24 protein-coding genes are annotated in these 21,903 nt (G+C 63.1%); 12 read left to right on the top strand and 12 right to left on the bottom strand.

What is annotated here, in order from left to right; genetic code table 11:
- The first annotated feature begins 221 nt into the window (after positions 1–221).
- The 9 genes from rpoZ to thrS all read left to right on the top strand — a co-directional run bounded on the left by rpoZ (position 222) and on the right by thrS (position 9,755).
- The gene (rpoZ, locus tag ACP15D_RS01445; protein WP_424955793.1) at positions 222–665 is read left to right on the top strand and encodes a DNA-directed RNA polymerase subunit omega; all 444 of its coding nucleotides are present in this window, start codon (positions 222–224) and stop codon (positions 663–665) included.
- A 73-nt stretch (positions 666–738) separates the two neighbouring features.
- Complete coding sequence (locus tag ACP15D_RS01450; protein WP_424955794.1) at positions 739–2,976, top strand: RelA/SpoT family protein; 2,238 nt, start codon at positions 739–741, stop codon at positions 2,974–2,976.
- Positions 2,977–3,129: 153 nt separating this feature from the next.
- A complete protein-coding gene (locus tag ACP15D_RS01455; protein ID WP_424955795.1) occupies positions 3,130–3,636 on the top strand; it encodes a DUF2062 domain-containing protein in 507 nt (168 codons plus the stop codon).
- A gap of 35 nt (positions 3,637–3,671) precedes the next feature.
- Complete coding sequence (locus ACP15D_RS01460) at positions 3,672–4,457, top strand: pyridoxine 5'-phosphate synthase (RefSeq protein WP_424955796.1); 786 nt, start codon at positions 3,672–3,674, stop codon at positions 4,455–4,457.
- Positions 4,454–4,867, top strand: coding sequence for a holo-ACP synthase (gene acpS / locus ACP15D_RS01465; RefSeq protein ID WP_424955797.1), 414 nt, complete (start codon positions 4,454–4,456; stop codon positions 4,865–4,867). The genes ACP15D_RS01460 and acpS overlap by 4 nt, the downstream gene beginning before the upstream one ends.
- A 125-nt stretch (positions 4,868–4,992) precedes the next feature.
- A complete protein-coding gene (gene lepB, locus ACP15D_RS01470) occupies positions 4,993–5,751 on the top strand; it encodes a signal peptidase I (protein WP_424955798.1) in 759 nt (252 codons plus the stop codon).
- Between the two features lie 69 nt (positions 5,752–5,820).
- Complete coding sequence (gene rnc / locus ACP15D_RS01475; protein WP_424955799.1) at positions 5,821–6,537, top strand: ribonuclease III; 717 nt, start codon at positions 5,821–5,823, stop codon at positions 6,535–6,537.
- Positions 6,530–7,468 (top strand): GTPase Era, encoded by a 939-nt coding sequence (era, locus tag ACP15D_RS01480; RefSeq protein WP_424955800.1) that lies wholly within the window; start codon positions 6,530–6,532, stop codon positions 7,466–7,468. The genes rnc and era overlap by 8 nt, the downstream gene beginning before the upstream one ends.
- Before the next feature lie 271 nt (positions 7,469–7,739).
- Complete coding sequence (gene thrS / locus ACP15D_RS01485) at positions 7,740–9,755, top strand: threonine--tRNA ligase (RefSeq protein ID WP_424955801.1); 2,016 nt, start codon at positions 7,740–7,742, stop codon at positions 9,753–9,755.
- Positions 9,756–9,825: 70 nt separating this feature from the next.
- On the opposite strand, the gene ACP15D_RS01490 is transcribed toward thrS, so the two are convergent.
- The 4 genes from ACP15D_RS01490 to ACP15D_RS01505 form a co-directional block, all read right to left on the bottom strand.
- Positions 9,826–10,224: a hypothetical protein gene (locus tag ACP15D_RS01490; RefSeq protein WP_424955802.1), complete on the bottom strand. Its 399-nt coding sequence runs from the start codon at positions 10,222–10,224 to the stop codon at positions 9,826–9,828.
- 136 nt (positions 10,225–10,360) lie between these two features.
- Positions 10,361–10,900, bottom strand: coding sequence for a hypothetical protein (locus ACP15D_RS01495; protein ID WP_424955803.1), 540 nt, complete (start codon positions 10,898–10,900; stop codon positions 10,361–10,363).
- 1 nt (position 10,901) lies between these two features.
- Positions 10,902–11,999: a trypsin-like serine peptidase gene (locus ACP15D_RS01500; protein WP_424955804.1), complete on the bottom strand. Its 1,098-nt coding sequence runs from the start codon at positions 11,997–11,999 to the stop codon at positions 10,902–10,904.
- Positions 12,000–12,013: 14 nt separating this feature from the next.
- The gene (locus tag ACP15D_RS01505; RefSeq protein WP_424955805.1) at positions 12,014–13,600 is read right to left on the bottom strand and encodes a L,D-transpeptidase family protein; all 1,587 of its coding nucleotides are present in this window, start codon (positions 13,598–13,600) and stop codon (positions 12,014–12,016) included.
- A 167-nt stretch (positions 13,601–13,767) separates the two neighbouring features.
- Between ACP15D_RS01505 and ACP15D_RS01510 the strand changes: the two genes are divergently transcribed.
- Positions 13,768–14,607, top strand: a complete 840-nt coding sequence (locus tag ACP15D_RS01510; protein ID WP_424955806.1) for a 1-acyl-sn-glycerol-3-phosphate acyltransferase — start codon at positions 13,768–13,770, stop codon at positions 14,605–14,607.
- On the opposite strand, the gene queF is transcribed toward ACP15D_RS01510, so the two are convergent.
- The 8 genes from queF to ACP15D_RS01550 all read right to left on the bottom strand — a co-directional run bounded on the left by queF (position 14,589) and on the right by ACP15D_RS01550 (position 19,933).
- Positions 14,589–15,050, bottom strand: coding sequence for a preQ(1) synthase (queF, locus tag ACP15D_RS01515; RefSeq protein ID WP_424955807.1), 462 nt, complete (start codon positions 15,048–15,050; stop codon positions 14,589–14,591). The two genes, ACP15D_RS01510 and queF, sit on opposite strands and share 19 nt — an antisense overlap.
- 4 nt (positions 15,051–15,054) lie before the next feature.
- Positions 15,055–15,435, bottom strand: coding sequence for a 6-pyruvoyl trahydropterin synthase family protein (locus ACP15D_RS01520; RefSeq protein WP_424955808.1), 381 nt, complete (start codon positions 15,433–15,435; stop codon positions 15,055–15,057).
- Between the two features lie 62 nt (positions 15,436–15,497).
- The gene (gene queE, locus ACP15D_RS01525) at positions 15,498–16,124 is read right to left on the bottom strand and encodes a 7-carboxy-7-deazaguanine synthase (RefSeq protein ID WP_424955809.1); all 627 of its coding nucleotides are present in this window, start codon (positions 16,122–16,124) and stop codon (positions 15,498–15,500) included.
- A gap of 66 nt (positions 16,125–16,190) precedes the next feature.
- Positions 16,191–17,216: an aldo/keto reductase gene (locus ACP15D_RS01530; RefSeq protein WP_424955810.1), complete on the bottom strand. Its 1,026-nt coding sequence runs from the start codon at positions 17,214–17,216 to the stop codon at positions 16,191–16,193.
- A 95-nt stretch (positions 17,217–17,311) separates the two neighbouring features.
- Positions 17,312–17,839 carry a Dps family protein gene (locus ACP15D_RS01535; RefSeq protein ID WP_424955811.1) on the bottom strand — a complete coding sequence of 176 codons (528 nt, stop codon included), beginning with the start codon at positions 17,837–17,839 and terminating at the stop codon, positions 17,312–17,314.
- A 219-nt stretch (positions 17,840–18,058) separates the two neighbouring features.
- A complete protein-coding gene (locus ACP15D_RS01540) occupies positions 18,059–18,808 on the bottom strand; it encodes a carbonic anhydrase (protein WP_424955812.1) in 750 nt (249 codons plus the stop codon).
- Positions 18,809–18,851: 43 nt separating this feature from the next.
- On the bottom strand, positions 18,852–19,562 hold the full coding sequence (gene queC, locus ACP15D_RS01545) for a 7-cyano-7-deazaguanine synthase QueC (protein WP_424955813.1): 711 nt from the start codon (positions 19,560–19,562) through the stop codon (positions 18,852–18,854).
- 11 nt (positions 19,563–19,573) lie between these two features.
- The gene (locus tag ACP15D_RS01550; protein WP_424955814.1) at positions 19,574–19,933 is read right to left on the bottom strand and encodes a GFA family protein; all 360 of its coding nucleotides are present in this window, start codon (positions 19,931–19,933) and stop codon (positions 19,574–19,576) included.
- A 144-nt stretch (positions 19,934–20,077) separates the two neighbouring features.
- Between ACP15D_RS01550 and eno the strand changes: the two genes are divergently transcribed.
- Together eno and ACP15D_RS01560 are read left to right on the top strand one after the other, a co-directional pair.
- Positions 20,078–21,367 carry a phosphopyruvate hydratase gene (eno, locus tag ACP15D_RS01555; protein WP_424955815.1) on the top strand — a complete coding sequence of 430 codons (1,290 nt, stop codon included), beginning with the start codon at positions 20,078–20,080 and terminating at the stop codon, positions 21,365–21,367.
- A gap of 210 nt (positions 21,368–21,577) precedes the next feature.
- Positions 21,578–21,844 carry an FtsB family cell division protein gene (locus ACP15D_RS01560; RefSeq protein WP_244536223.1) on the top strand — a complete coding sequence of 89 codons (267 nt, stop codon included), beginning with the start codon at positions 21,578–21,580 and terminating at the stop codon, positions 21,842–21,844.
- The last annotated feature ends 59 nt before the right edge of the window (positions 21,845–21,903 follow it).

The raw sequence follows: 21,903 nt of genomic DNA on the forward strand, positions 1-21,903 counted from the left end.
GATGGCAGCAAAATGAGCCGCCTGGAACGCAAGCATTGTTGGCTGTCAGCAGGCTGATTAAGCACATCCCACGGCGGTTGGCACGCGAACAATTGCCTGCTCGACTTGCTTCCCGCGGGTTTTCATGCGACTAGAGACGGCCGGTGCCGTCGGCCGCATTGTCACGGCCCTAGCCTGATTCCCGAATTGATCCGTCCTTTTCCCAAAGGGGTGTCGCTCTCATGGCACGCGTGACTGTCGAAGATTGCGTTGACAAGGTCCCGAACCGCTTCGAGCTGGTTCTCCTTGCTGCGCACCGCGCTCGCTCCATCGCCGATGGCAGCTCTGTCACTGTGCCGGTCAACGCCGACAAGAACCCGGTTATTGCCCTGCGCGAGATCGCCGAGCGGACCATCCCGCCGGAGGACATGCGCGAGTCGCTGATCCACTCCATTCAGAAGAATGTCGAGGTCGACGAGCCGGAAGCTGTTGCAGCTCCGCTCCTTCCGCCCGACCGCCGCGCCCCTGTTCTTGGCCGCGACGACCAGTCGAGCGACAGCGTCGTTGACGTGATGACCGAGGAGCAGCTTCTGCGCGGCCTCGAGAGCATGACGCCGACCGAGCCGTCCGCCAACGGCGGTCCCAATGGCGGTCCCCGCGAGCGTGACCGCGACCGCGGCCGTTGAGCTTGAGGCACCGCCGGACGGCGGTGTCTTCAGCAGACTTCCCAGGAAGCGGCCGGCCTAGGAGCGGCGGGCCATGATGCGGCAATACGAGCTCGTTGAACGGGTTCTACGCTACGATCCCAAAGCGGACGAGGCGCTGCTTAACCGCGCCTACGTCTACGCGATGAAGGCGCACGGCAACCAGAAGCGCGCCTCGGGTGATCCTTATTTTTCCCACCCGCTCGAAGTCGCCGCCATCCTCACTGACCTCAAGCTCGATGACGCCACCATCGTCACCGCGCTGCTGCACGACGTGATCGAGGACACACCCGTCACGCGTGCCGAGATCGACCAGCTCTTCGGTCCAGAGATCGGCAAGCTCGTCGACGGACTTACCAAGATCCGCCGGCTCGACCTCGTGTCTAAGAAGGCCGAGCAGGCCGAAAACTTCCGCAAGCTGCTGGTCGCCATCTCGAGCGACATCCGCGTCCTTCTGGTGAAGCTAGCGGACCGGCTGCACAACATGCGCACGCTCGAGCACATGAAGCCCGAGTCACGCAAGCGCATCTCCGAGGAAACCCTCGACATCTATGCGCCGCTGGCTGCGCGCATGGGCATGGAGAAGCTGCGCGAGGAGCTGGAAGATCACGCCTTCCGCTGGCTGCACCCCGAAGCCTACAAGGCGGTAACCGCCAAGCTCGCCGAGTTGAGAAAGTCCAACGAAGGGCTGGTGGAGGAAATTCGCGCCGCGCTCGCTGCCAAACTGGCCGAGGTCGGCATCGATGCCGAGGTGCAGGGGAGAGAGAAAAAGCCCTACGCCATCTGGCGCAAGATGGCCAACAAGCAGATCAGCCTGGAGCAGCTCTCCGACATCTACGCTTTCCGCGTCGTCACCAAGTCGATCGACGATTGCTATCGCGTGCTTGGCGTCGCGCATACCACGTGGCGCACGGTGCCCGGCCGCTTCAAGGACTACATCTCGACGCCGAAGCAGAACAATTATCAGTCGATCCACACCACCATTGTCGGCCCACGCCACCAGCGCGTCGAGCTACAGATCAGAACCCGCATCATGCACGACGTCGCCGAGTACGGCGTCGCCGCCCATGCGCTCTACAAGGAAAGCAACCTCAACGGCCACGCGTCGACCAACTCGCCCGATACCTACGAGAAGGAAAGCGGACCCTACGTTTGGCTGCGTCGCCTGGTCGAAACGCTGTTGGAGGGCTCCAACTCGGAAGAGTTCCTCGAGCACACCAAGCTCGAGCTGTTCCAGGATCAGGTGTTCTGTTTCACGCCGAAGGGACGCCTGATCGCGCTCCCCCACGGCGCGACGCCGCTCGATTTCGCATACGCCGTGCATACCGATATCGGCAACGCAGCGGTCGGCGCCTTCGTCAACGGCCGCCATGTCCCCATCGACACTAAGCTGCGCAACGGCGACGAGGTCGAGATCGAGACGGCGAAAAATCACACGCCCCCCGCCGCCTGGGAAAATCTCGTCGTCACCGGTCGCGCACGCTCAGCCATCCGCCGCGCTGCGCGCGATGCCGTCCGCCGTCAGTACACCACCTTGGGCCGACGCATCGTCGCCTCGTACTTCGAGCGCTTCGGCGAGGAGCTGGACGACGAGAAACTGAAGAAAGCCCTGCCGCGCGTCGGCTACAAATCCCTCGAGGACGCGCTCGCCGCCGTCGGCCGCAACGAGCTCTCGATCGAGAACGTCCTCAAGGCAACCATTCCTGAAGCACTCGACCATGCGCCGAAACAGCCGGCCTATCGGCGCACGCGCGGCTTCGGCCGCGCCCGGGGCCAGGACGGCTGGTTCAACCTCGACCGGGTGATGAGCATCAAATTCCGCGGTGCCGAAGCCGAGGGGGTCAAGGCCGCCGGCCTGCCGATCCGCGGGATCAACAGTGACCTACCGGTCAGCTTCGAGCCCGGGGGCGCGGTCCCGGGTGATCGCATTATCGGCGTGATGATTCCGGGCGAGGGCATCCGCATCTTCCAGATACACTCGCCGCGTCTGCGCGAGTACGAGCACGAAGGCTGGATCGACGTCACATGGGACGTCGACCCGGATAATCCTCAGCGATTTCCGGCGCGTATCAGCGTGACCGCCCTGAACGAGCCTGGAACTTTGGCGCAGATAGCCAAAGTAATAGGTGAGAGCGGCGGTAACATCGACAACGTCCGCATGGTGCGCCGCGCCTCCGATTTTACCGAAATGCGCATCGAATTGGAGGTGCTCGACCTGGTGCATTTGAACCACATCATCGCCGGCCTTCGCGAGAAAGCAGTGGTCAATAAGGTTGAGCGAGTATTCGATTGATAGGAGAATCTGTCACGCGGGGGAACGAACAGGCACGACGGGGAATTTGGAGTTCTCAAGGGTATGTTGCTCGACCCTCGTAGGCAGTCCCAGTGCAGCTCGATCACCCAGACGAGCTCGGCAAAGAAGCTGGCGTCCCGGTTGGCCAGCTGGATGCCCGGACTGCGCGCTGCCGCTGGCCGCCTCGTAGATCTGCGCGCCAGCCCTCACGACATTGCCCTCGGCTGCGCTCTCGGCGCCTTCGTCTCGATCACCCCTCTCCTTGGGGTGCAGACGCTCTTGGCCATCATTATGGCACTGCTGCTGCGCGCCAGCGTTCCCGCGGCGATCGTCGGCACCTTTGTCGGCAATCCCATAAGCTGGCCGTTCATCTGGGTGTCGACCTACTTCATGGGGCTGCAGATGGTCGGCCTCGAAGGCTCGTTCGACCCAGCCGCCGTCGAGCGCAACATCAACCTGCTTTGGTCGGCGCTGCTCAGCCCTTCGCCCCAGCTCCTCGACGCCACCGTGTCGCTGTTCTGGCCGCTGCTATGGCCCATGCTCGCCGGCAGCATCCCGATCGGACTGCTCACCGCGGCGATCGTCTACTATATTTCTCGGAATCTCGTTCGCGGCTGGCGCTCGCGGGTTATGGACCGGACGCCGACGGCAGCGGAATAACCCGCCCCCTCGCTTGAGTTCATTTGGCTACCGAGATGCAGAACCCTGCCTACCTACGTCTGGGCGTCAACATTGACCACGTTGCCACCATCCGCAACGCTCGCGGGGGACGCCACCCCGACCCATTGCGCGCGGCTCACATCGCTGTGGAAGCAGGCGCCGACGGGATTACCGCCCACCTGCGCGAAGATCGCCGCCACATATCGGATGACGATATTGCGCGCCTCAAAAGCGAGCTGACGCGCCCGCTCAATCTCGAAATGGCCGCAACCGACGAGATGCTCGCCATCGCGCTGCGCCATGTGCCCAACGCCTGCTGCCTCGTGCCCGAGCGCCGCGAAGAGCGCACCACCGAAGGTGGTCTCAACGTCATCGGCGGAGGTGAGCGGCTGCAACGCATCGTGGGCAGCCTCAAGGACGCGGGCGTACGCGTATCGCTGTTCGTCGAACCCGATCCGGCGGTCATCGAGGCATCGCATCGCATCGGGGCCGACATCGTCGAGCTACACACCGGTGCCTATTGCGAGCGCGCCCTTGAAGGCAACGCGGCGGGCATTGCCCGTGAGCTGGAGCGCATCACTGTCGCAGCCGATCTCGCCGACACCGCCGGGCTCGAGGTGCACGCCGGCCACGGCCTGACCTTCAACACCGTCGGCGCGATTGCACGCCTGCCCCAGGTCGTCGAGCTCAATATCGGACACTTCCTCATCGGCGAGGCGATCTTTGGCGGCCTGGCACGTGCCATCGAGCGCATGCGCGCACTGATGGAAGAAGCGCGCCGCGAGGCAGCCATCGAGTCGCGGCAGGCGAGGTCGGCGTGATCCTCGGAGTCGGCAACGACCTGATCGATATCCGCCGCATCGAGAAGACGCTCGAGCGCTTCGGCGAACGCTTCATTGCCCGTGTGTTCACTGACGTTGAACGTCGCAAATCTGAGGCCCGCGCACAGCGCGCCGCCTCCTACGCCAAGCGCTTCGCGGCCAAGGAGGCCTGCGCCAAGGCACTGGGTACAGGCCTGCGGCATGGCGTCTTCTGGCGTGACATGGGCGTCGTCAACCTGCCTTCCGGTCGCCCAACCTTGCGGCTAACGGGAGGGGCGGCGAAGGTTCTCGCCGAGCTCACCCCCGAAGGCTATGAAGCCCGCATCGACCTGACTTTGACCGACGATTTCCCGCTTGCCGCGGCAATCGTCATTATCTCCGGGCTGCCCGAAAAAGGTGACAGGCGCTGACCGGCCGCAGTATTTGCGCACTGCAGCGCAGCGGCGCTGATACAACGGCGCGAATTGCGCCAAGACGGCAAAATGGCTATAGCGGCCCGGGCGTACGGCGAGGGCTGACGCAACGGGAGTGACGCATGGCCGTATCGGCAAATACAAGAAAAGGCGGCTGGGGTGAGACATTCCTCATCGTCATCGAGGCGCTCGCCATTGCCATGGTCGTGCGCACCTTCCTCTACCAGCCCTTCAACATTCCTTCCGGCTCGATGAAGGAGACGCTGCTGATCGGCGATTATCTCTTCGTCTCGAAGCTCTCCTACGGCTACAGCCGCTACTCGTTTTACAACATCATCCCGTTCGAAGGCCGCATCTTCGGCGCAGAGCCAAAGCGCGGTGACGTGGCCGTCTTCAAGCTGCCGCGCGATAACTCCACCGACTACATCAAGCGCGTGATCGGCCTTCCGGGCGACCAGATCGACGTCCGCGGCGGTGCTGTTTTCATCAACGGCAAGGAAGTGCCGCGCAAGCGCACCGGTGATTTCGTCACTCAGGAGGACGGCGGCCCTCCGCGCCCCATTCCTGCCTACGAGGAGACGCTTCCCAACGGCGTAAAGTACACCGTTCTCGATGCCGAGCAGAACGGCCCGTTCGACAACGTCGGTCCCTATAAGGTGCCCGCCGGTCATTACTTCATGATGGGCGACAACCGCGACAATTCCACCGACAGCCGCGCCTCCTGGGGTGTGGGTTACGTGCCCTTCGATAACTTCATCGGCCGCGCCGAGATCATTTTCTTCTCCGCCGCCGTCGATGAGCCAGACGCGTTCCGCTGGTGGAGTCCCTGGACTTGGCCTTTCGACATCCGCTGGAACCGTTTCTTCAAGCTGGTCCGCTAGTTTTGGCCAACCCGTCAACGCAGGCGCCAACACCGTTCGGCGTCTGCAACCGCATTTGAAAATCAGCTCGTGATCCTGCGACCGCGAAAATACAAAGAGCTTGAGAAAGCGCTGGGTCACCGCTTCAAGGACCAGCAGCTCATCGAGGTCGCGCTGACTCACGCCAGCATGCGCGGTGGCAAGACCGAGCGCGCCGACAATGAGCGCCTGGAGTTCATCGGCGACCGCGTGCTGGGGCTGGTGATCGCGCAGGTACTCATCGAGCGCTTTCCCTCGGCAAACGAGGGCGAACTGGCCCGCCGCTTCAATCGTCTCGTCCGCGGCGAGGCCTGCGCTCGGGTCGCCCGCGCCCTCGGCATTGGCCCCCACCTCATCCTGTCGGAAAGCGAGGCCGGCAGCGGCGGCAGGGCCAAGGGCACCATCCTCGCCGACGCCATTGAGGCCATTCTCGGCGCCGTCTTCCTCGATGGCGGGTTCGAAGCGGCCCGCGCGGTCGTCCGCAATCTCTGGGACAGCCAATACGACGATCAGCATTCGACCAGCGCCGGCCCCGATGCCAAGTCGGCGCTGCAGGAATGGGCCCAGGGCAAGGGGCTCGCTCTGCCCGAATATATCGAGGTCAGCCGCAAGGGCCCCGATCATGCACCGCGTTTCACCTCGGAAGTGCGCATCAGTGGTTGCGCCCCGGCCCGCGGCGAGGGAACGTCGAAGCGCGCCGCCGAGCAGGCCGCCGCCCGTACCCTGCTTGAACGCGAAGGTGTTGCCGGAGCCGAAGTCCATGAATGAGCCTCACCAGGAGAGTGCCCTGAGCGACCCCGAGCGCCAGCGCTGTGGCTTCATCGCCGTCATCGGCGCGCCCAATGCGGGTAAGTCGACGCTCGTCAACGCGCTCGTTGGCGCCAAGGTGTCGATCGTCTCGCACAAGGTGCAGACGACTCGCGTGCCCGTGCGCGGCATCGTCAACGTCGGCGACAGCCAGCTCGTCTTCGTCGATACGCCGGGTCTCTTTGCGCCCAAGAAGCGTCTCGACACGGCGATGGTCGAAGCGGCCTGGGGCGGCGCGCGCGATGCCGATATCGTCGTGCTCGTCATTGATGCCGTGCGCGGCATCGACGAGGAAGTAGGCCGCATCCTCGACAAGCTGAAAGACATCAAGCTGCCGCGCATCGCCGCGCTGAACAAGGTCGACAAACTCGACGACAAGGCAAAGCTGCTGGCGCTCGTCGGCGAGCTGCAGGCCCGCGTTTCGTTCGAAAGCATCTTCATGATCTCGGCCACCGAGGGTGATGGCCTCGATGCGCTGAAGCAGGATCTCGCCGCCCGCGTTCCGCAAGGTCCTTGGCACTACCCTGCCGATGATCTGACCGACGCGCCGATGCGTCTGCTCGCAGCCGAAATCACGCGCGAAAAGATCTTCCATCGCCTGCACGATGAGGTGCCGTACTCGTCCACCGTCGAAACAACGATGTGGACCGAGCGCAAGGACGGCTCGGTGCGCATCGAGCAAACCATCTTCGTTGCGCGCGAAGGTCAGAAGGCGATCATGCTCGGCAAAGGCGGGGCGACCATCAAGCAGGTGTCGATGGATAGCCGCCGCGAGCTGACCGAAATCCTCGAGCGCCCGGTGCACCTGTTCCTGTTCGTCAAGGTGCGCCAGAACTGGCAGGACGACCCCGAGCGCTACCGTGAAATGGGCCTCGAACTCCCGAAGAAGTAGCCCATAGGCTGTCATCCCGGGCGAAGCGCGCGCAGCAAGCAAGACCCGGGACCCAGCATAATGATCGGCCAACGGCTCTCTCTCTAACATGGTGTCTTCGACACGCTCTGTGCTGGATCCCGGAGAGCGGCTCGCGGTGCTCGCCGCTTCCGGGATGACAGATTGGGGAGGATTGTCGGGTTAACCTCTCCGCTTGACTTCTCCTCCGCCGCGCCGCACATAGCCTCCGCATCTTACCTGCTTGGTATGCAGCGATTGAGAGGAGAGGACTATGGCCGACACGGCTCACGATTCTGCGCCCAATTCATCTGCGGCGCCCCAGATCACCCTGACATTCCCAGACGGAGCAACGCGCAAGGTTGAGCGCGGCACGTCCGGCATGAGCGTCGCCAAGGCGATTTCGCCGTCGCTCGCAAAGCGCACCGTCGCCGTGAGCCTCAATGGCACGCTGGCCGACCTCGCCGACCCGATCACTGAGGACGCGACGATCAAGTTCGTCTCGCGCACGGATCCCGAAGCCCTGGAGCTGATCCGGCACGATTCCGCGCACGTCATGGCCGAGGCCGTGCAGGCGCTGTGGCCCGGCACGCAGGTCACGATCGGCCCGGTGATCGAGAACGGCTTCTACTACGACTTTGCCAAACAGGAGCCGTTCCACCCCGACGATCTCGCCAAGATCGAAAAGAAGATGGGCGAGATCATCGCCAAGAACGCGCCGTTCACCAAGGAAGTGTGGAGCCGCAACAAGGCCAAGGAGTTCTTCCGCGACAGGGGAGAGAACTTCAAGGTCGAGCTGGTCGACGCCATCCCTGAGGACCAGGACGTCAAGATCTACAAGCAGGGCGAATGGCTCGACCTCTGCCGCGGGCCGCACATGGCCTCGACGGGACAGGTCGGCAAGGCGTTCAAGCTGCAGAAGATCGCCGGTGCCTATTGGCGCGGTGACGCCAACCGCCCGATGCTTCAGCGCATCTACGGCACGGCCTGGGCCACCGAGGACGAGCTGAAGGAATACCTGCATCGTCTGGAAGAAGCCGAGAAGCGCGACCATCGCAAGCTCGGGCGCGAGATGGACCTGTTCCACTTCCAGGAGGAAGCGCCGGGCTCCGTCTTCTGGCACCCAAAAGGCTGGACGCTGTTCCAGACGCTCATCGCCTACATGCGCCGCCGTCTCGACGCTGCCGGCTACCAGGAAGTGAACTCTCCCGACATGATGGAGAAGCACTTCTGGGAGCTGTCGGGCCACTGGGAGAACTACGGCGAGAACATGTTTACGACGACGCTCCCCGACGAGCGCGTGTTCTGCTGCAAGCCGATGAATTGCCCCGGTCACGTGCAGATCTTCAAGCACGGCCTCAAGAGCTATCGCGACCTGCCGCTGAAAATCGCCGAGTTCGGCAAGGTGCACCGCTACGAGCCGTCCGGCGCTCTGCATGGCATGCTGCGCGTGCGCCATTTCACGCAGGACGACGCGCACATCTTCATCACCGAAGATCAGATCATGGAGGAATGCCTCAAGATCAATGATCTGATGCTGTCGATCTACAAGGACTTCGGCTTCGAGGACATCTTCATCAAGCTGTCGACGCGCCCCGAAAAGCGCGTCGGCGCCGACGAGCTGTGGGACAAGGCCGAGAAGGCCCTGCAGGACGTGCTCGACGAGGTGACGAAGCGCTCTAACGGCCGCGTGAAGACCGCGCTGCAGCCGGGCGAGGGCGCCTTCTATGGACCGAAGCTGGAGTACGTGCTGAAGGACGCCATCGGTCGCGAATGGCAGTGCGGCACGACGCAGGTCGACTTCAATCTGGCCGGCCGTCTCGGTGCGTTCTACATCGACGAGAACTCCGAGAAGAAAGTGCCGGTGATGATCCACCGCGCCATGTTCGGCTCGCTGGAACGCTTCACCGGCATCCTGATCGAGAACTTCGCCGGGCACTTCCCGCTGTGGCTTTCGCCGCTGCAGGTCGTCGTCGCGACCATCGTCTCGGACGCAGATGATTACGCACTGCAAGTGGCCGAGCAGCTTCGCGCCGCGGGCCTCAAGGTCGACGTCGATCTTCGCAACGAGAAGATCAACTACAAGGTGCGCGAGCACTCGCTGGCCAAGGTTCCGGTGATGCTCGTCGTCGGCAAGCGCGAAGCGGAAGAGGGCAAGGTGTCGATGCGACGCCTCGGCTCGCCGGACCAGACGGTCATGCCGCTCACTGAGGCCATCGCCGCACTGCGCGCCGAAGCCACCCCGCCCGACCAGCAGCGTTCGGCGGAGGCTGGGTCCAAGGCCGCCTGACATTTATCCCGGGGCTAGTCCCCGGGATATATGCATGACAATCGCTGCCGCGACTGCTCGCAAGCGCACGCTAGTGCGTCGACAAATACAGCATCGCCATGATCATGCAGATCAGCGCGAACTGTGTTGCGACGCGCGCCCGCATGAAGCGCTCATCGCCGTCCTCACTCTGGCCAGCGATGACATTCCACAGCCCCAGCGCCAGACCGCCGATGAGAGTGCCGCCGAGCAGGATCGCCGCGTAGGGCGCCAAGCTTTGCACGATCTCCAGCGGATGTCTGGCGAATGCTGTCGACAACCGCGCACTCAACGTGTCGAAGCCGAAATAGATCGCAATCGCTGCAAATGCCGCGATCACGCCAGTCATGCTCAGCGCCAGCACGTAGCGGACGTTGTGGCCGGTGACGCCGCTGCGGACGTCGTCCGCGGAGATTACGAGTTGGTGCGCTTCATCATAGTGGGCAGCCATGACTTGGGTTCCTTTCAAAAGGCCCAACCATCAGGCGCGGATCGGCATAGGGTCGAAGCTGCCGGCCCGGTCGAGCCAGGACGATCCCGGCTTCACCGACATATGGTGCTGGACAGGGGCTCTCACAGCCCCCACATCAGCGCGAAGCTGGCGTGAACGTGATCTGCGCGGCAATTTCATTCAGCGGATCGATGCCCGAGAACAGGTTGTTCCCCCTGCAACCGCTGTTCAGTGACTGCAACAGATAGGCATAGGCGCCATGCTTGACGCAGATGGCGACGCCCCGCGGCGTCGCATTGCGGCAGCGAGTGTGAGCTTCGAAGCGCTGTCCCGGAATCCCGCCCACAACTACCGGCGTCGGGGCAAGCCCATTCGTATCGTAGTGGCCGACTTCGAATGCCCGCAACGCGAGGTCGGAGCAAGCGTTGTCGCCGTCGCCGTCGCTGACGCGCAACACGGCGCCATCCATGCGGTGCGCATTCTCGCCCTGTGGGGCAAATTCGATCCGGCCGTGCCGTTCCACCGTCCGCCAGCGCGCATCATCATAAGTGACGCGTACATCGCCCAGTTCGGCAATCGCTTCCCCGGCATCGGCATCAGCGATGGCAAGAGCGATCAGCATCGCCACAGCGAACGCACGCATCATTTCCGCCGTTTGGCCATCGCTGAATTTCATGTCATTGCGGGCAGGAGTCGTCGCGCGCCAGTTCAGCATGTCCCGCAACGGGGACCGCAACGTTGGCCTCGCTGCCTGAGCCGATATTGACGGCGGCCAGTTGGAATTCACCATTGGCTTTTGTCAGCAGCGGACCGCCGGAGCTTGCCGGCTGGGTGTCGCAGTCGTGGAGCCACAACAGTGGATCCTGTTCGACGCCGAGCAGTCGACACCCCATGTGCGCTGAAAGCATGTAGCGCCTGTCGGCGGGATAGCCAGCGTACGTCAACCAAGTCCCAGGCGCGACATCGCTAGATTTGGCAAGCGGCACGGTCGCGACATCGAGCCTGTCGGTGAGCACGATGGCGACGACGTCGGTGCCCTCCTGGTGCAGCGACGCGAACTCACTGGCGGCGCGCGCGGAGAGCGCCTTCTCGGGAAGCTGGTAGCCGGGCAAGAAGTGCAGGCATTTCGCCGTTGCATGCCCGAGGTAGCTTTCGCGGCGCAGACCCGCGAGAAAATGGATGTCGTGAAGAGGATAAGGCGCCGCCTTCCAGCTATCGATCACGCAGTGTGCGGCGGTAATAACGATGTCGGGTGCGACGAGCGTTCCAGTGCATTGTCCGAGCGAGCGGTAGCCGCCGATATTGACTTGGCCAATGGCATCCCAGGGCGTGCCCCGCTCCTCGACGATGACGCGGTCGTCCGTCCCGAAGATGTTGGCACGAAGCTCGTTGCTAAAGGCCGATGCCGCCAACACGCCTGCGGCGCACAAGCCGACGAGAATCCGCGACCGTGACTTGGTGGCGTGCAATGCCGCTTTAATGTCAGAGCATTCTGCCACGTCGCGCTCCTGGCGGTTCTGTTCCTGCGGCGGCGAATATGACCGAAGATCCCCAGGAAGGCATTGCTTGGGTCGATGGCTTTTTACGTGCCACCCTTCGAAGCTTGCTTTGTGGTCAGTCCGGTGATGGCCCACCACACCCAGGGAATGAGCCGTGAGCGCACGCGCTCGGCGTAGTGGCATGGCCGCCAGGTTCAACGGCCAGATCAGCGTCTGCTTCAGCGGCCGACCGATAAGTGCAGGATCAGGTTTGGCGGCATGAGATTGCGATGCCATCGACCATCCCACACTCAGAACCCGCCGCCCAGCGCGTTGCCGACCATGTCTATGATGGTCGACGGCTGCTTAGATCGTTTCTGCTGGCGGGCGACAGGCGCCGGGTTGAAGTTGCTCGGATCATCAGCACCCGAACCCGCCACCGGCGCCAAGTGGTTGCGCCCGATGTCGATCTTATCCCACTCGCCGGCGAGCGCCTGCGTGATCCGCTTCTCGTGCCCGTAGATGTCGTTGAACGTCTTCAGTTTGCCGTTATCGTCCACCCACGCCGTGAAGTAGACGAGGTGCATCGGGATCCTCTTCTCGAGCACGATCTCGTTGTTGCGCGGCCCCGTCTCCATGGTCGCATCGACCTTGGCCGCATCCCAGCCCCGGTCTTCCTGCAGCACCAGTTCGGCCATCTTCATCGGATTGCGCAAGCGCAGGCAACCATGGCTCAGCGTGCGCACCTTCTGCCCGAACATCCACTTGTCGATCGTGTCGTGCATGAAGATCGTGTGCTGGCTCGGGAACGTGAACTTGACGACGCCCATCACGTTCTTGCGCCCCGGCGGCTGAACCACCTCGTAGTCGAGGATATTGGCGCGGCTCCAATCGATGCTGCGGTAATCGAGCGGCTGGCCGTCCTTCGTCTGCAATTCCAGATCGTACTGACGGAACATGCTTCCGCCGCGGCGCAGGTTCGGACCCAGTTCGTGCGCTTTGATCGAATCCGGCACGCGCCACATCGGCTTGAACACGACGGTCTTCAGATTGCGCGTGAAGATCGTGGTCTGCTTGCCGGTCTCGCCGACGACGATGCGCTCCGAGTGGATCGGCACGCCGTCCTTGTAGAGGTAGACGAAATATTCGGGCACGTTGGCGAGGATGTGGACCTGCCCCAGATCGTCGGGCATCCAGCGCCATTCTTCCATGTTGGCCTGGATCTTCTTGCCGAGCGGCTTGTCCTTGTTGGCGAGATACACTTGGCGCAGCTTCTCGAACTGCGGCTGCTGCGGATGCAATGAACGCAGATAGGCTGCTGGATCGGACGAGCCGACAGCCTCGCGGAACACCACCTCCGGGTCGCGCAGCTGCGGCTTACGGTCGAGGTTGGAGTTGAGCAGGATCGCGGGATCGGTAATGCGCCCGCCGCGCGCATAGCGCGCATACTTCAGAAGCGCGAGCGAGATCTCGACATCCGCCTTGCCGATCTTCTCACTCGAGAGCTGCGCGGCAGGCGGGATGATCGGCAGGTCGAAGTCCTTCGGATCGAGCCCCCAGTCGGCGGCATTCAAAATCTCAGCGCCAAGCGCTGCCCCCCGTTCGGTGAGGCCTCCCTCGCTCAGCCAGATCGGTGCATCGCGCCGCGCCGCATAAAAATCGGAGAGCACGGCTCGCTCTTTGATCTCTTGCGCCGAGCCCTCGGCTGGCAGGCTGTTCAGCTTCGTGCGAACCGCGCTCGCAACCGGGTTAGTATCAAGGGGGGCCGCCAATGGCGGCGCGAGGGCCGGATCGCTGGCCATAGGCGGACTGGCAACCGGCGATGCGGCGGCGTCGGCAGTCCGGGCGCTGAGGAGCGACAGGACCGCGGCAAGCGTCAATATCGTTGAGCGAATCATTCCCCCTCCGAAGGCCGGCACGCTAACCGAGACACGCCTTTCTGGCCAGCGTACGGCATGGCGCCGGTTAGGGCGCGCGCCGGCCCTTTCCCATGGCATATTCTTTTCACACAGTTGTCCGAAAGCCCCGTCAATCTGCGCCCCCGGCCCCTCACGGACTATGTGCCTTGCAATTTCCCGAGCTTTCTTACGCCAATCCCGACGACCCCCCTCTGAAGCGGGGCCTAATCCGCACTCTTGAGCGAGTCGCCGGCCGCGACTACTTCGCTCCCATCTATCAGCGCTGGCGCACGGAAACACTCTCCCGGGGCGGCAGCCAGGTGATCCGCCCGATGCTGGATATGCTGGGTATCGATCTCCGGATCATCGCGCGGCAATGGCCCATCGAAGTCGATCAGACGCATCCCTTGGTGATCGTCGCCAATCACCCCTTCGGCATCGTCGATGGCCTGGCAGCCTTGGCGCTGGCTGAAGACCTTCGCCGCCCGTTCAAGGTGTTGATCAACCGCGAGCTGCTGAAGGTGCCCGAGATCGAGCCCTATTCGCTCCCCATCGACTTCCGCGAGACCGAGGAAGCGATCGCCCGCAACCTCGCAACGCGCCGCGAGGCGATCCGGCTGCTGGGGGAGGGGACCACGATCGTCGTATTCCCGGCCGGCGGCGTCGCCACCGCGCGCGCGCCGTTTGGACGGGCAGAGGAGCTGCCATGGAAGCTCTTCACCGCACGCCTGGTGCAAGGCGCCCGCGCCTCTGTGCTTCCAGTCTATTTCGAGGGGCAGTGCAGTCCGCTGTTCCACCTCGCATCGCGCATCTCGATGACGCTGCGGCTATCGCTGCTGATACGGGAGTTTCGCCGCGCCGTCGGCACGCGCCTCACCGCCCGCGTTGGCGATGTCGTGCCGTTCGAAGATTTGGAACATCGCAACGATCGCCGCGCGCTGATCAGCGAGCTTTACGGCCGCGTGCACGCGCTGTCGCCAATGCCACTTCAGCCGCGTCCGCGATAGGGCGGCACGCCCTGGTCCGGCGCCCAAAGGCCGGCTGGAACTGGTCCCGTCTGCCAGAATACGTCGATCGGCATGCCCCCGCGCGGATACCAGTAGCCGCCGATGCGCAGCCATTGCGGATCGAGCAGGCTTACGAGCCGCTTGGCGATGGCGATGGTGCAGTCCTCGTGGAAGGCGCCATGATTGCGGAAGGCGCCGAGGTAAAGCTTCAGCGACTTCGACTCCACCAGCCACTCCCGCGGCACATAGTCGATCACGAGTTGCGCAAAGTCCGGCTGCCCCGTCACCGGGCACAGCGAGGTGAACTCGGGAGCGGTGAAGCGGGCGAGATACTGCGCGTCCGGATGCGGGTTCGGCACACGCTCCAGCACCGCCTCTTCGGGGCTCTGCGGCAGCTTGGTGGCCTGCCCTAGGATGGTAACGCTGGTGTCCTTCTGGCCCATTCGCTCACTCCGCCGCCAGCGATGGCGCCGGGCCGAAATAGATGGCCCCTTCACGGCAGCTATCGCGCGATATCTCGATCTGCGCCAAGCCCGGCACGCGGTTCTGCAGCCGATTCCACAGCCATATGGCGATGCGCTCCAGCGTCGGCGCTTCCAGACCCTCGATCTCGTTCAGCAGCCGATGATCGAGCGCGTCCTGGGCATCGGCCATCATCTCGGCCAACTGGTCGAAGTGGAACACATAGCCGGTGTCGTCGCCCGGAACGCCGTCGATGAAGACGCGCGCACGGAATGAATGCCCATGCATGCGCGAGTTCGGATGCCCGGGAGGGGCACTCGGCAAGTAGTGGGCGGCCTCGAATAGAAACTCTTTGTATATGCGCATGCGGGCTCTCTAAGGGATTTTCCGCTGCAATTCCAGAGGCGCCGCCTTAAGGCCAGAACCCCTTAAGGAATGCCCAGCAGCTTGTGCGTCTGCAACGACAAACGCCAGGCTGGATGGGCACGGCAATAGCTTATGGCCGCCTTCGTGTTTACCACCGCGTCCGGCCCGTCCATCGGCTGCAGGAAGCGGTGCGTGAACGCTAGCCCCGAGAAGCCATCCGGATCGAGCCCGTCCTGCGGAAAAACGAGCTTCAATTCGTCGCCTGAGCATTGTTTGAGGTCAGCACCAGCCTTGGGACTGACGCAGATCCAGTCGATGGCGCGGGGCACCGGCAGGGTGCCGTTGGTCTCTATGGCGATGGTAAAGCCCTTCTCGTGCAGGGCCTCGATGAGGTCCTCGTCGACCTGCAGCATCGGCTCGCCGCCCGTCAGCACCACGAAGTCGCAGCCCGAACCCTCGGCCGCTACAACACAGGCGGCCGCGAGATCGGCCCCGGTGGCAAAGCGTCCGCCCCCTTCGCCATCGACCCCGACAAAGTCGGTATCGCAGAACTGACAGGTGGCCTTGGCGCGGTCCGCCTCCCGGCCCGACCACAGATTGCAGCCGGCAAAGCGGCAAAACACGGCTGGGCGGCCAGCGTGGGCGCCTTCCCCTTGCAGCGTGTAGAATATCTCTTTGACCGCATACATGCCGGCATCCGTAATCGCCCCCGCCCGCCCATTCAAGCGGGAGGCGCAGCAGGCCCAGCAGATCGGTCAGGAGGGCAGGGTGGGCCCCGACCCGGCGCCGGTCTTCTCGATGGTCGCCGCGATTTCCTTGAGGTCCGCCTCGGTCAGATCAAGCCTCGCAGCATCGATCCAGCCATCGACCTGCTCCGGCGAGCGGGCGCCGACGATCGCCCCGCTGACGCCCGGCCAGGCGAGCGTCCAGGCAATCGCCGCAGATGCTGCATCGCTCCCGTGCCTCTCGCCCACCGCCTTCATGGTGGCGGCAAGGGCGAGATTCGCTTTGACCTTGTCGCCCGTGAACTCGGCATTGCGCGAGCGCCAATCGTTGGCCGGAAGCTTCTTTGCCCGCTCTTCGGTGAAGGCACCCGTCAGCAGCCCCGACTGCATCGGGCTGTAAACGATGACGCCGGTGTCATGCGCGACGCACCATGGCAGCTCGTTGGCAGCAAACTCACGCCGGATCGCCGAGAACGGCGGCTGCAGCGTATCGACATGGCCGATCTTCTCCGCCGCTTCGAGCTGAGCGACGTTGTGATTGGAGAGGCCGACAGCGCGTACCTTGCCTTGCCTCTTGAGGTCGAGCAGCGCACCCCAGTAATCCGCGATCGGCGTGCCGTCCTTTGCGGGCCAGTGCATCTGATAAAGATCGACGCGTTCGACGCCCAGGCGCTTCAACGAAGCTTCGCATTCGGCGCGGATGCTCTCGGGCTTGCCAACATTTTGCGGCGGCGCCATGTGGTTGTTCTCGGCCCAGCGCAAGCCACACTTCGTGAAGATCAACGGTCGCTCGCTTGCCGGGATGTCCTTCAGCGCGGCGCGCACGACTTCTTCCGAATGGCCCAGGCCATAGATCGCTGCGGTGTCGATCCAGTTGATCCCCCGTTCGACCGCATGGCGAATGGCCGCGATTGATTTGCTGTCGTCCTGATCACCCCAGCCGACCGCCCAGTCGCCGCCACCGATGGCCCACGCCCCCAGCCCGACCGGCGTGATCGCCATATCGGTGCGCCCGAGGCGACGCTTGGGAAGATCGGATTTTTTCACTTCGCTCATCGCCCAGCTCCCGGTTGCGGTTAAGCCGTGAGACCATCCATAAATGCGTCGAGGCGGCAGAATTTCCGCCGCCTCTCACAGCCCTTTTCAATGCATCAGGGCGCGTGCTTCTCGCGCGTTGATTCATAGAGGAACCATACGCGACGCTCCGCCTCGTCCATCCAGACTTCCAAAAGGCTGGCGGTCGCGACGTCGCCCTTCTCGTCGCACAAATCGTGCGTTTCCTTCATCCGCCCGACGAGGTCTTTATTGTCGTCGCGCAGCTCGGCAAGCATGTCCTGCGGCGTGACGAACGGAGCATCGTTGTCCTCGACGCGCTGCAGGCGTGAAATCTCTCCAATGGAATGCAGCGTCGTGCCGCCGATCTTGCGCACGCGCTCGGCCAGTGGATCAGTCATGGCGAAAATCTGGTCTGCGTGCTCGTCGAGCAGCAGGTGGTAATCGCGGAAGTGTGGTCCGCTCATGTGCCAGTGGAAGTTCTTTGTCTTCAGGTACAACGCAAACGTGTCGGCCAGCAGGGCGTTGAGCGCGCCCGACAAATCACGAATTGCATTGCTGTCATAGATGCTTGGGGTCTGCAGCGGCGCCTTGCGGCGCTCCGCTGCTTTGGTCATGGTGCTCATCAGGGGTTCTCCTCGGTCGTCGTATGACGAGAGTATATGCGCCCCTACATATGCGAACGCATACACAAGGTTGCGACCCCCACTAATGACAGGTTGATGCGGCGTTTAACGCGCATTTGCCAAAAGAACTTTTCAGATACTTGAAACTATCGGCCGGCCAGTCCTGTCCGCAGTAACTGTGGTGGCTGCATTCGAAGCAGCCACCGGCACTGCTTCACGTCAGCGGCCGAAGACGATTGTCCGCTCGTTCAGCGCCTGGACCGGTCGGCTGTTGTCCGGATAGAGCTTTGCGAATGCCTCAATCTGCTCTTTCGACACAGTAATCGGCTCTGCGAATACCACCCACTGTACGATCTCGCTGCACGGCGGCGTCGTGAGCGATCCGGCGTAGCGATAGAATTTCGACGCGCTGGGCACCAGCTTCGCGAAATCGACGTCCGCCTTCGACGGCGTCTCACCGGGCTGCTGCGGCGCAACCTCCCACAGCTTGGCAATTTCCGCGTTGGCTCCGCCTTCCTCGATCATCACGCCGAGCACCAGCAACTTGCCGTCGCCACCCTTATGAACGAAGTGGGCCTCCATCGGTGCGTGCTTGCCGTCGATGGTGTGCTCGCTTGGATGATGGAAGTGCACCTGCTGAAAAGCATAGGGCTTGCCGTCGAAGTTCGTGACATTCCCTTCCGCAGCAGCTGCCTGGATCGTATGCCCGTTGTTCAGCACCATCGGCGCAAACGGCTTCCAGTCCAGCGCCAGGGGTTCGTTTTGGCCCTTATGCGCGTCGGTAAGGTTCACCGGCGACTGCTGTATGCCCCTACTGCAGACCGCAAAGTCGCTGTTTAGCGAGCCCCAGTGTGCCGGACCATCGGCCCCCTCGTAAGCCCAATGAGCATGAGAATGATCCTCAGCGAAGGCGGGGATAGCGAGCGTGGCAAGCGCCAGGCCAATGGCTGCGCGGCAGATATGATTCATGGTGGGGACCGATCAATAAAAGGCAACTGAAATTCCTGTCTCGTCAGGCGAGGCCAGTTTCGCGCTTCCAGATTTCCCAACCCTTACGTCTGAGGTCACAAGCCGGACAATGCCCGCATCCATAGCCCCACTCATGCCGGCGCGAGCGGACACCGAGGTAGCAGGTGTGGCTCTCCTCGACGATGAGGTCGACCAGCCTGTCGCCTCCGAGTCGGTCGGCCAGCGCCCAAGTCGCCGCCTTGTCGATCCACATCAACGGCGTCTCGATGATGAAGCTGGCGTCGGTCCCGAGCGAGATCGCCTTGGCTAGTGTCTGCAACGTATCGTTGCGGCAATCGGGATAGCCGGAGAAGTCGGTCTCGCACATACCGCCCACCAGCGTGCGCATCCCGCGCCGATAGGCCAGGGCGGCTGCGTAGACGAAGAACAGCAAGTTGCGCCCCGGCACGAATGTCGAGGGGAGCCCCGCTTCAGTCATCTCGATTTCAGCATCCCGCGTCAGCGCGGTATCGCTCAGCCGTCCTAGCTCCGGCAGCTCGAGCATGTGATCGGTGCCAAGCCGTTCGTCCCATGTGGGCCTCAGCTCGCGCAAACTGGCGCGCAGCTTGTCACGCTGGGCAAGTTCGGCTGAGTGGCGCTGCCCATAGTTGAAGCCGACCGTCTCGACGCGGCTATACCGGTCGAGCGCCCAGGCGAGGCACACCGTCGAATCCTGCCCACCCGAGAACAGAACCAGCGCCGCTCCATCCTCCATCTTCGCTTCCCTCACAGACCGGCCCCATCGAACTTGCGAACGTCGAGCGTATCAAGGTCGACCCCGTCGAGGCACCGCACGTTGACCGCCACCATCTCCGCGCCGTCGGGCTGGCGCCCGCGCGCGAACGACCCGACGCCGCAGCTCGCGCAGAACAGGTGATGGATCACCTTATGATTGAACAGATAGTCGGTGAGACGGTCCTCACCGGTTGTCAGGGTAAACTTTTCCGCAGGTGCGAAGGCGAGCAACGCCCCCCGCTTGCGGCAGATGGAGCAGTTGCACGAGATGACCGGATCAAGGCTCATCTCGACCTCGTAGCGCACAGCGCCGCAGTGGCATCCGCCCGTATATTTTGCACTCTCGCTCATGCTCGTGTCCTTGTGCTTTGGGGTGGGCCAGTTTCCCCTTCCGGGCGGGCTGATTTTCGGCCCTTTGCGCATCCTTAAAGAGCGGCTAAAAGGCGCCGGACCCTCCCACGCCGGTTCGCGGCTCGCAACTCATAAGGTACCGACATGACCGCCATCATCGACATCATCGGCCGCGAGATCCTCGACAGCCGCGGCAACCCGACGGTGGAGGTCGATGTGGTGCTCGAGGACGGCTCCCTCGGTCGCGCCGCCGTGCCGTCCGGCGCCTCGACGGGTGCCCACGAGGCAGTGGAGCTGCGCGACGGCGACAATGGCCGCTATCTCGGCAAGGGCGTGGAGAAGGCGGTCGAGGCGGTCAACACGGAAATCTTCGACGCCATTGCCGGCATGGACGCCGAGGATCAGCGCGGCGTCGACGCCGCCATGATCCAGCTCGATGGCACGCGCAACAAATCGCGTCTCGGCGCCAATGCCATTCTCGGCGTTTCGCTGGCAACGGCAAAGGCCGCGGCGATCTCTTCGGGGTTGCCGCTCTATCGCTATCTCGGTGGTGCCGCAGCTCACGTGCTGCCCGTTCCCATGATGAACATCGTCAACGGCGGCGCGCATGCCGACAACCCGATCGACATCCAGGAATTCATGATCATGCCAGTGTCGGCCGACTCGATCGCCGACGCCGTGCGCATGGGCGCGGAAATCTTCCACGTCCTCAAGAAGTCGCTGAAGGACGCCGGCCTCTCCACCTCGGTCGGCGATGAGGGCGGCTTCGCACCGAATCTCAAATCTGCGGACGAAGCGCTCGGCTACATCATCAAGGCTATCGAGAAGGCCGGCTACAAGCCGGGCGATGACGTCATGCTCGCGCTCGACTGCGCTTCGACCGAGTACTTCAAGGACGGCAAGTACATCCTCGAAGGCGAGGGCAAGACGCTCGATTCCGCGGCGATGGTGAAATACCTCGAAGACCTCATCAACCGCTTCCCGATCATCTCCATCGAGGACGGCATGGCTGAGGACGATTGGGACGGCTGGAAGGCGCTCACCGAAGCCATTGGCAAGCGCTGCCAGCTCGTCGGCGACGACCTCTTCGTCACCAACACCGAGCGCCTCGCCGAGGGCATCAAGCGCGGCATCGGCAACTCGATCCTCGTCAAGGTCAACCAGATCGGCTCGTTGTCCGAAACGCTCGACGCCGTGTCGATGGCCCAGCGCGCGGCATATACCGCCGTCATCTCACATCGCTCCGGCGAGACCGAGGACGCGACGATTGCCGACCTCGCCGTTGCCACCAACGCCGGGCAGATCAAGACCGGCTCGCTTTGCCGCTCCGATCGTCTCGCAAAATACAATCAGCTTATCCGTATCGAAGGTGAGCTGGGCGACGTTGCAAGCTACGCCGGCAAGAGCGTCATTCGCGGTGCAGCTGTCAGCTGACGCCACGCACCCTGTTCGCTGCACGACGCAAACATCCCGGAGCCTCGCTCCGGGATGTTTTCATTTGCGCCGCCGGCGCACACCGCTTTACCCGCCGTTAAGCACCCCGTGGGATAACAGCGTGGTCCAACAGATTTGTGCAGCGTAACCCACAAAGTGCTGCGTCAGCCAAAAACACATGATCGACGTTCGAGGCCAAGGCAGGCGACGGTGTTGCTTCTCTGCCTGGGGTTGACGGCCTACTTCGTCCATCATGCAATCAATGGCAGGCACGGCTTCGAGGCGAGATCCAAGCTGATCGAGAGATCAGCTCTATTAGAGTTCGAGATCAAAAGCCTCGAGGCCGTGCGCGCCAAGCTTGAGCGCGACGTCGCTCTTCTCTCTTCCCCAAAGCCAGACCCCGATCTCGTCGAAGAAATTGCCCGCGAGGTGCTTGGCTTCGTGCGCCCCGACGATCAGGTCGTCACACAGCCTTAGCGCAGTGCTGTTTCCCAATCTGCCGTCAGGCTTTCGTGTCACGCATGCGTGGATGCAAA

Origin of the sequence: Hyphomicrobium sp. 1Nfss2.1 (assembly GCF_965243865.1) — a bacterium.
Classification (GTDB): domain Bacteria; phylum Pseudomonadota; class Alphaproteobacteria; order Rhizobiales; family Hyphomicrobiaceae; genus Hyphomicrobium_A.

Bases quoted from the DNA above. Each gene is read 5' to 3' on its own strand.
- rpoZ (WP_424955793.1), top strand. From the start codon at position 222: ATGGCACGCGTGACTGTCGAAGATTGCGTTGACAAGGTCCCGAACCGC.
- ACP15D_RS01450 (WP_424955794.1), top strand. From the start codon at position 739: ATGATGCGGCAATACGAGCTCGTTGAACGGGTTCTACGCTACGATCCC.
- ACP15D_RS01455 (WP_424955795.1), top strand. From the start codon at position 3,130: ATGCCCGGACTGCGCGCTGCCGCTGGCCGCCTCGTAGATCTGCGCGCC.
- ACP15D_RS01460 (WP_424955796.1), top strand. From the start codon at position 3,672: ATGCAGAACCCTGCCTACCTACGTCTGGGCGTCAACATTGACCACGTT.
- lepB (WP_424955798.1), top strand. From the start codon at position 4,993: ATGGCCGTATCGGCAAATACAAGAAAAGGCGGCTGGGGTGAGACATTC.
- era (WP_424955800.1), top strand. From the start codon at position 6,530: ATGAATGAGCCTCACCAGGAGAGTGCCCTGAGCGACCCCGAGCGCCAG.
- thrS (WP_424955801.1), top strand. From the start codon at position 7,740: ATGGCCGACACGGCTCACGATTCTGCGCCCAATTCATCTGCGGCGCCC.
- ACP15D_RS01490 (WP_424955802.1), bottom strand. From the start codon at position 10,224: ATGGCTGCCCACTATGATGAAGCGCACCAACTCGTAATCTCCGCGGAC.
- ACP15D_RS01495 (WP_424955803.1), bottom strand. From the start codon at position 10,900: ATGAAATTCAGCGATGGCCAAACGGCGGAAATGATGCGTGCGTTCGCT.
- ACP15D_RS01500 (WP_424955804.1), bottom strand. From the start codon at position 11,999: ATGGCATCGCAATCTCATGCCGCCAAACCTGATCCTGCACTTATCGGT.
- ACP15D_RS01505 (WP_424955805.1), bottom strand. From the start codon at position 13,600: ATGATTCGCTCAACGATATTGACGCTTGCCGCGGTCCTGTCGCTCCTC.
- queF (WP_424955807.1), bottom strand. From the start codon at position 15,050: ATGGGCCAGAAGGACACCAGCGTTACCATCCTAGGGCAGGCCACCAAG.
- ACP15D_RS01520 (WP_424955808.1), bottom strand. From the start codon at position 15,435: ATGCGCATATACAAAGAGTTTCTATTCGAGGCCGCCCACTACTTGCCG.
- queE (WP_424955809.1), bottom strand. From the start codon at position 16,124: ATGTATGCGGTCAAAGAGATATTCTACACGCTGCAAGGGGAAGGCGCC.
- ACP15D_RS01530 (WP_424955810.1), bottom strand. From the start codon at position 17,216: ATGAGCGAAGTGAAAAAATCCGATCTTCCCAAGCGTCGCCTCGGGCGC.
- ACP15D_RS01535 (WP_424955811.1), bottom strand. From the start codon at position 17,839: ATGAGCACCATGACCAAAGCAGCGGAGCGCCGCAAGGCGCCGCTGCAG.
- ACP15D_RS01540 (WP_424955812.1), bottom strand. From the start codon at position 18,808: ATGAATCATATCTGCCGCGCAGCCATTGGCCTGGCGCTTGCCACGCTC.
- queC (WP_424955813.1), bottom strand. From the start codon at position 19,562: ATGGAGGATGGAGCGGCGCTGGTTCTGTTCTCGGGTGGGCAGGATTCG.
- ACP15D_RS01550 (WP_424955814.1), bottom strand. From the start codon at position 19,933: ATGAGCGAGAGTGCAAAATATACGGGCGGATGCCACTGCGGCGCTGTG.
- eno (WP_424955815.1), top strand. From the start codon at position 20,078: ATGACCGCCATCATCGACATCATCGGCCGCGAGATCCTCGACAGCCGC.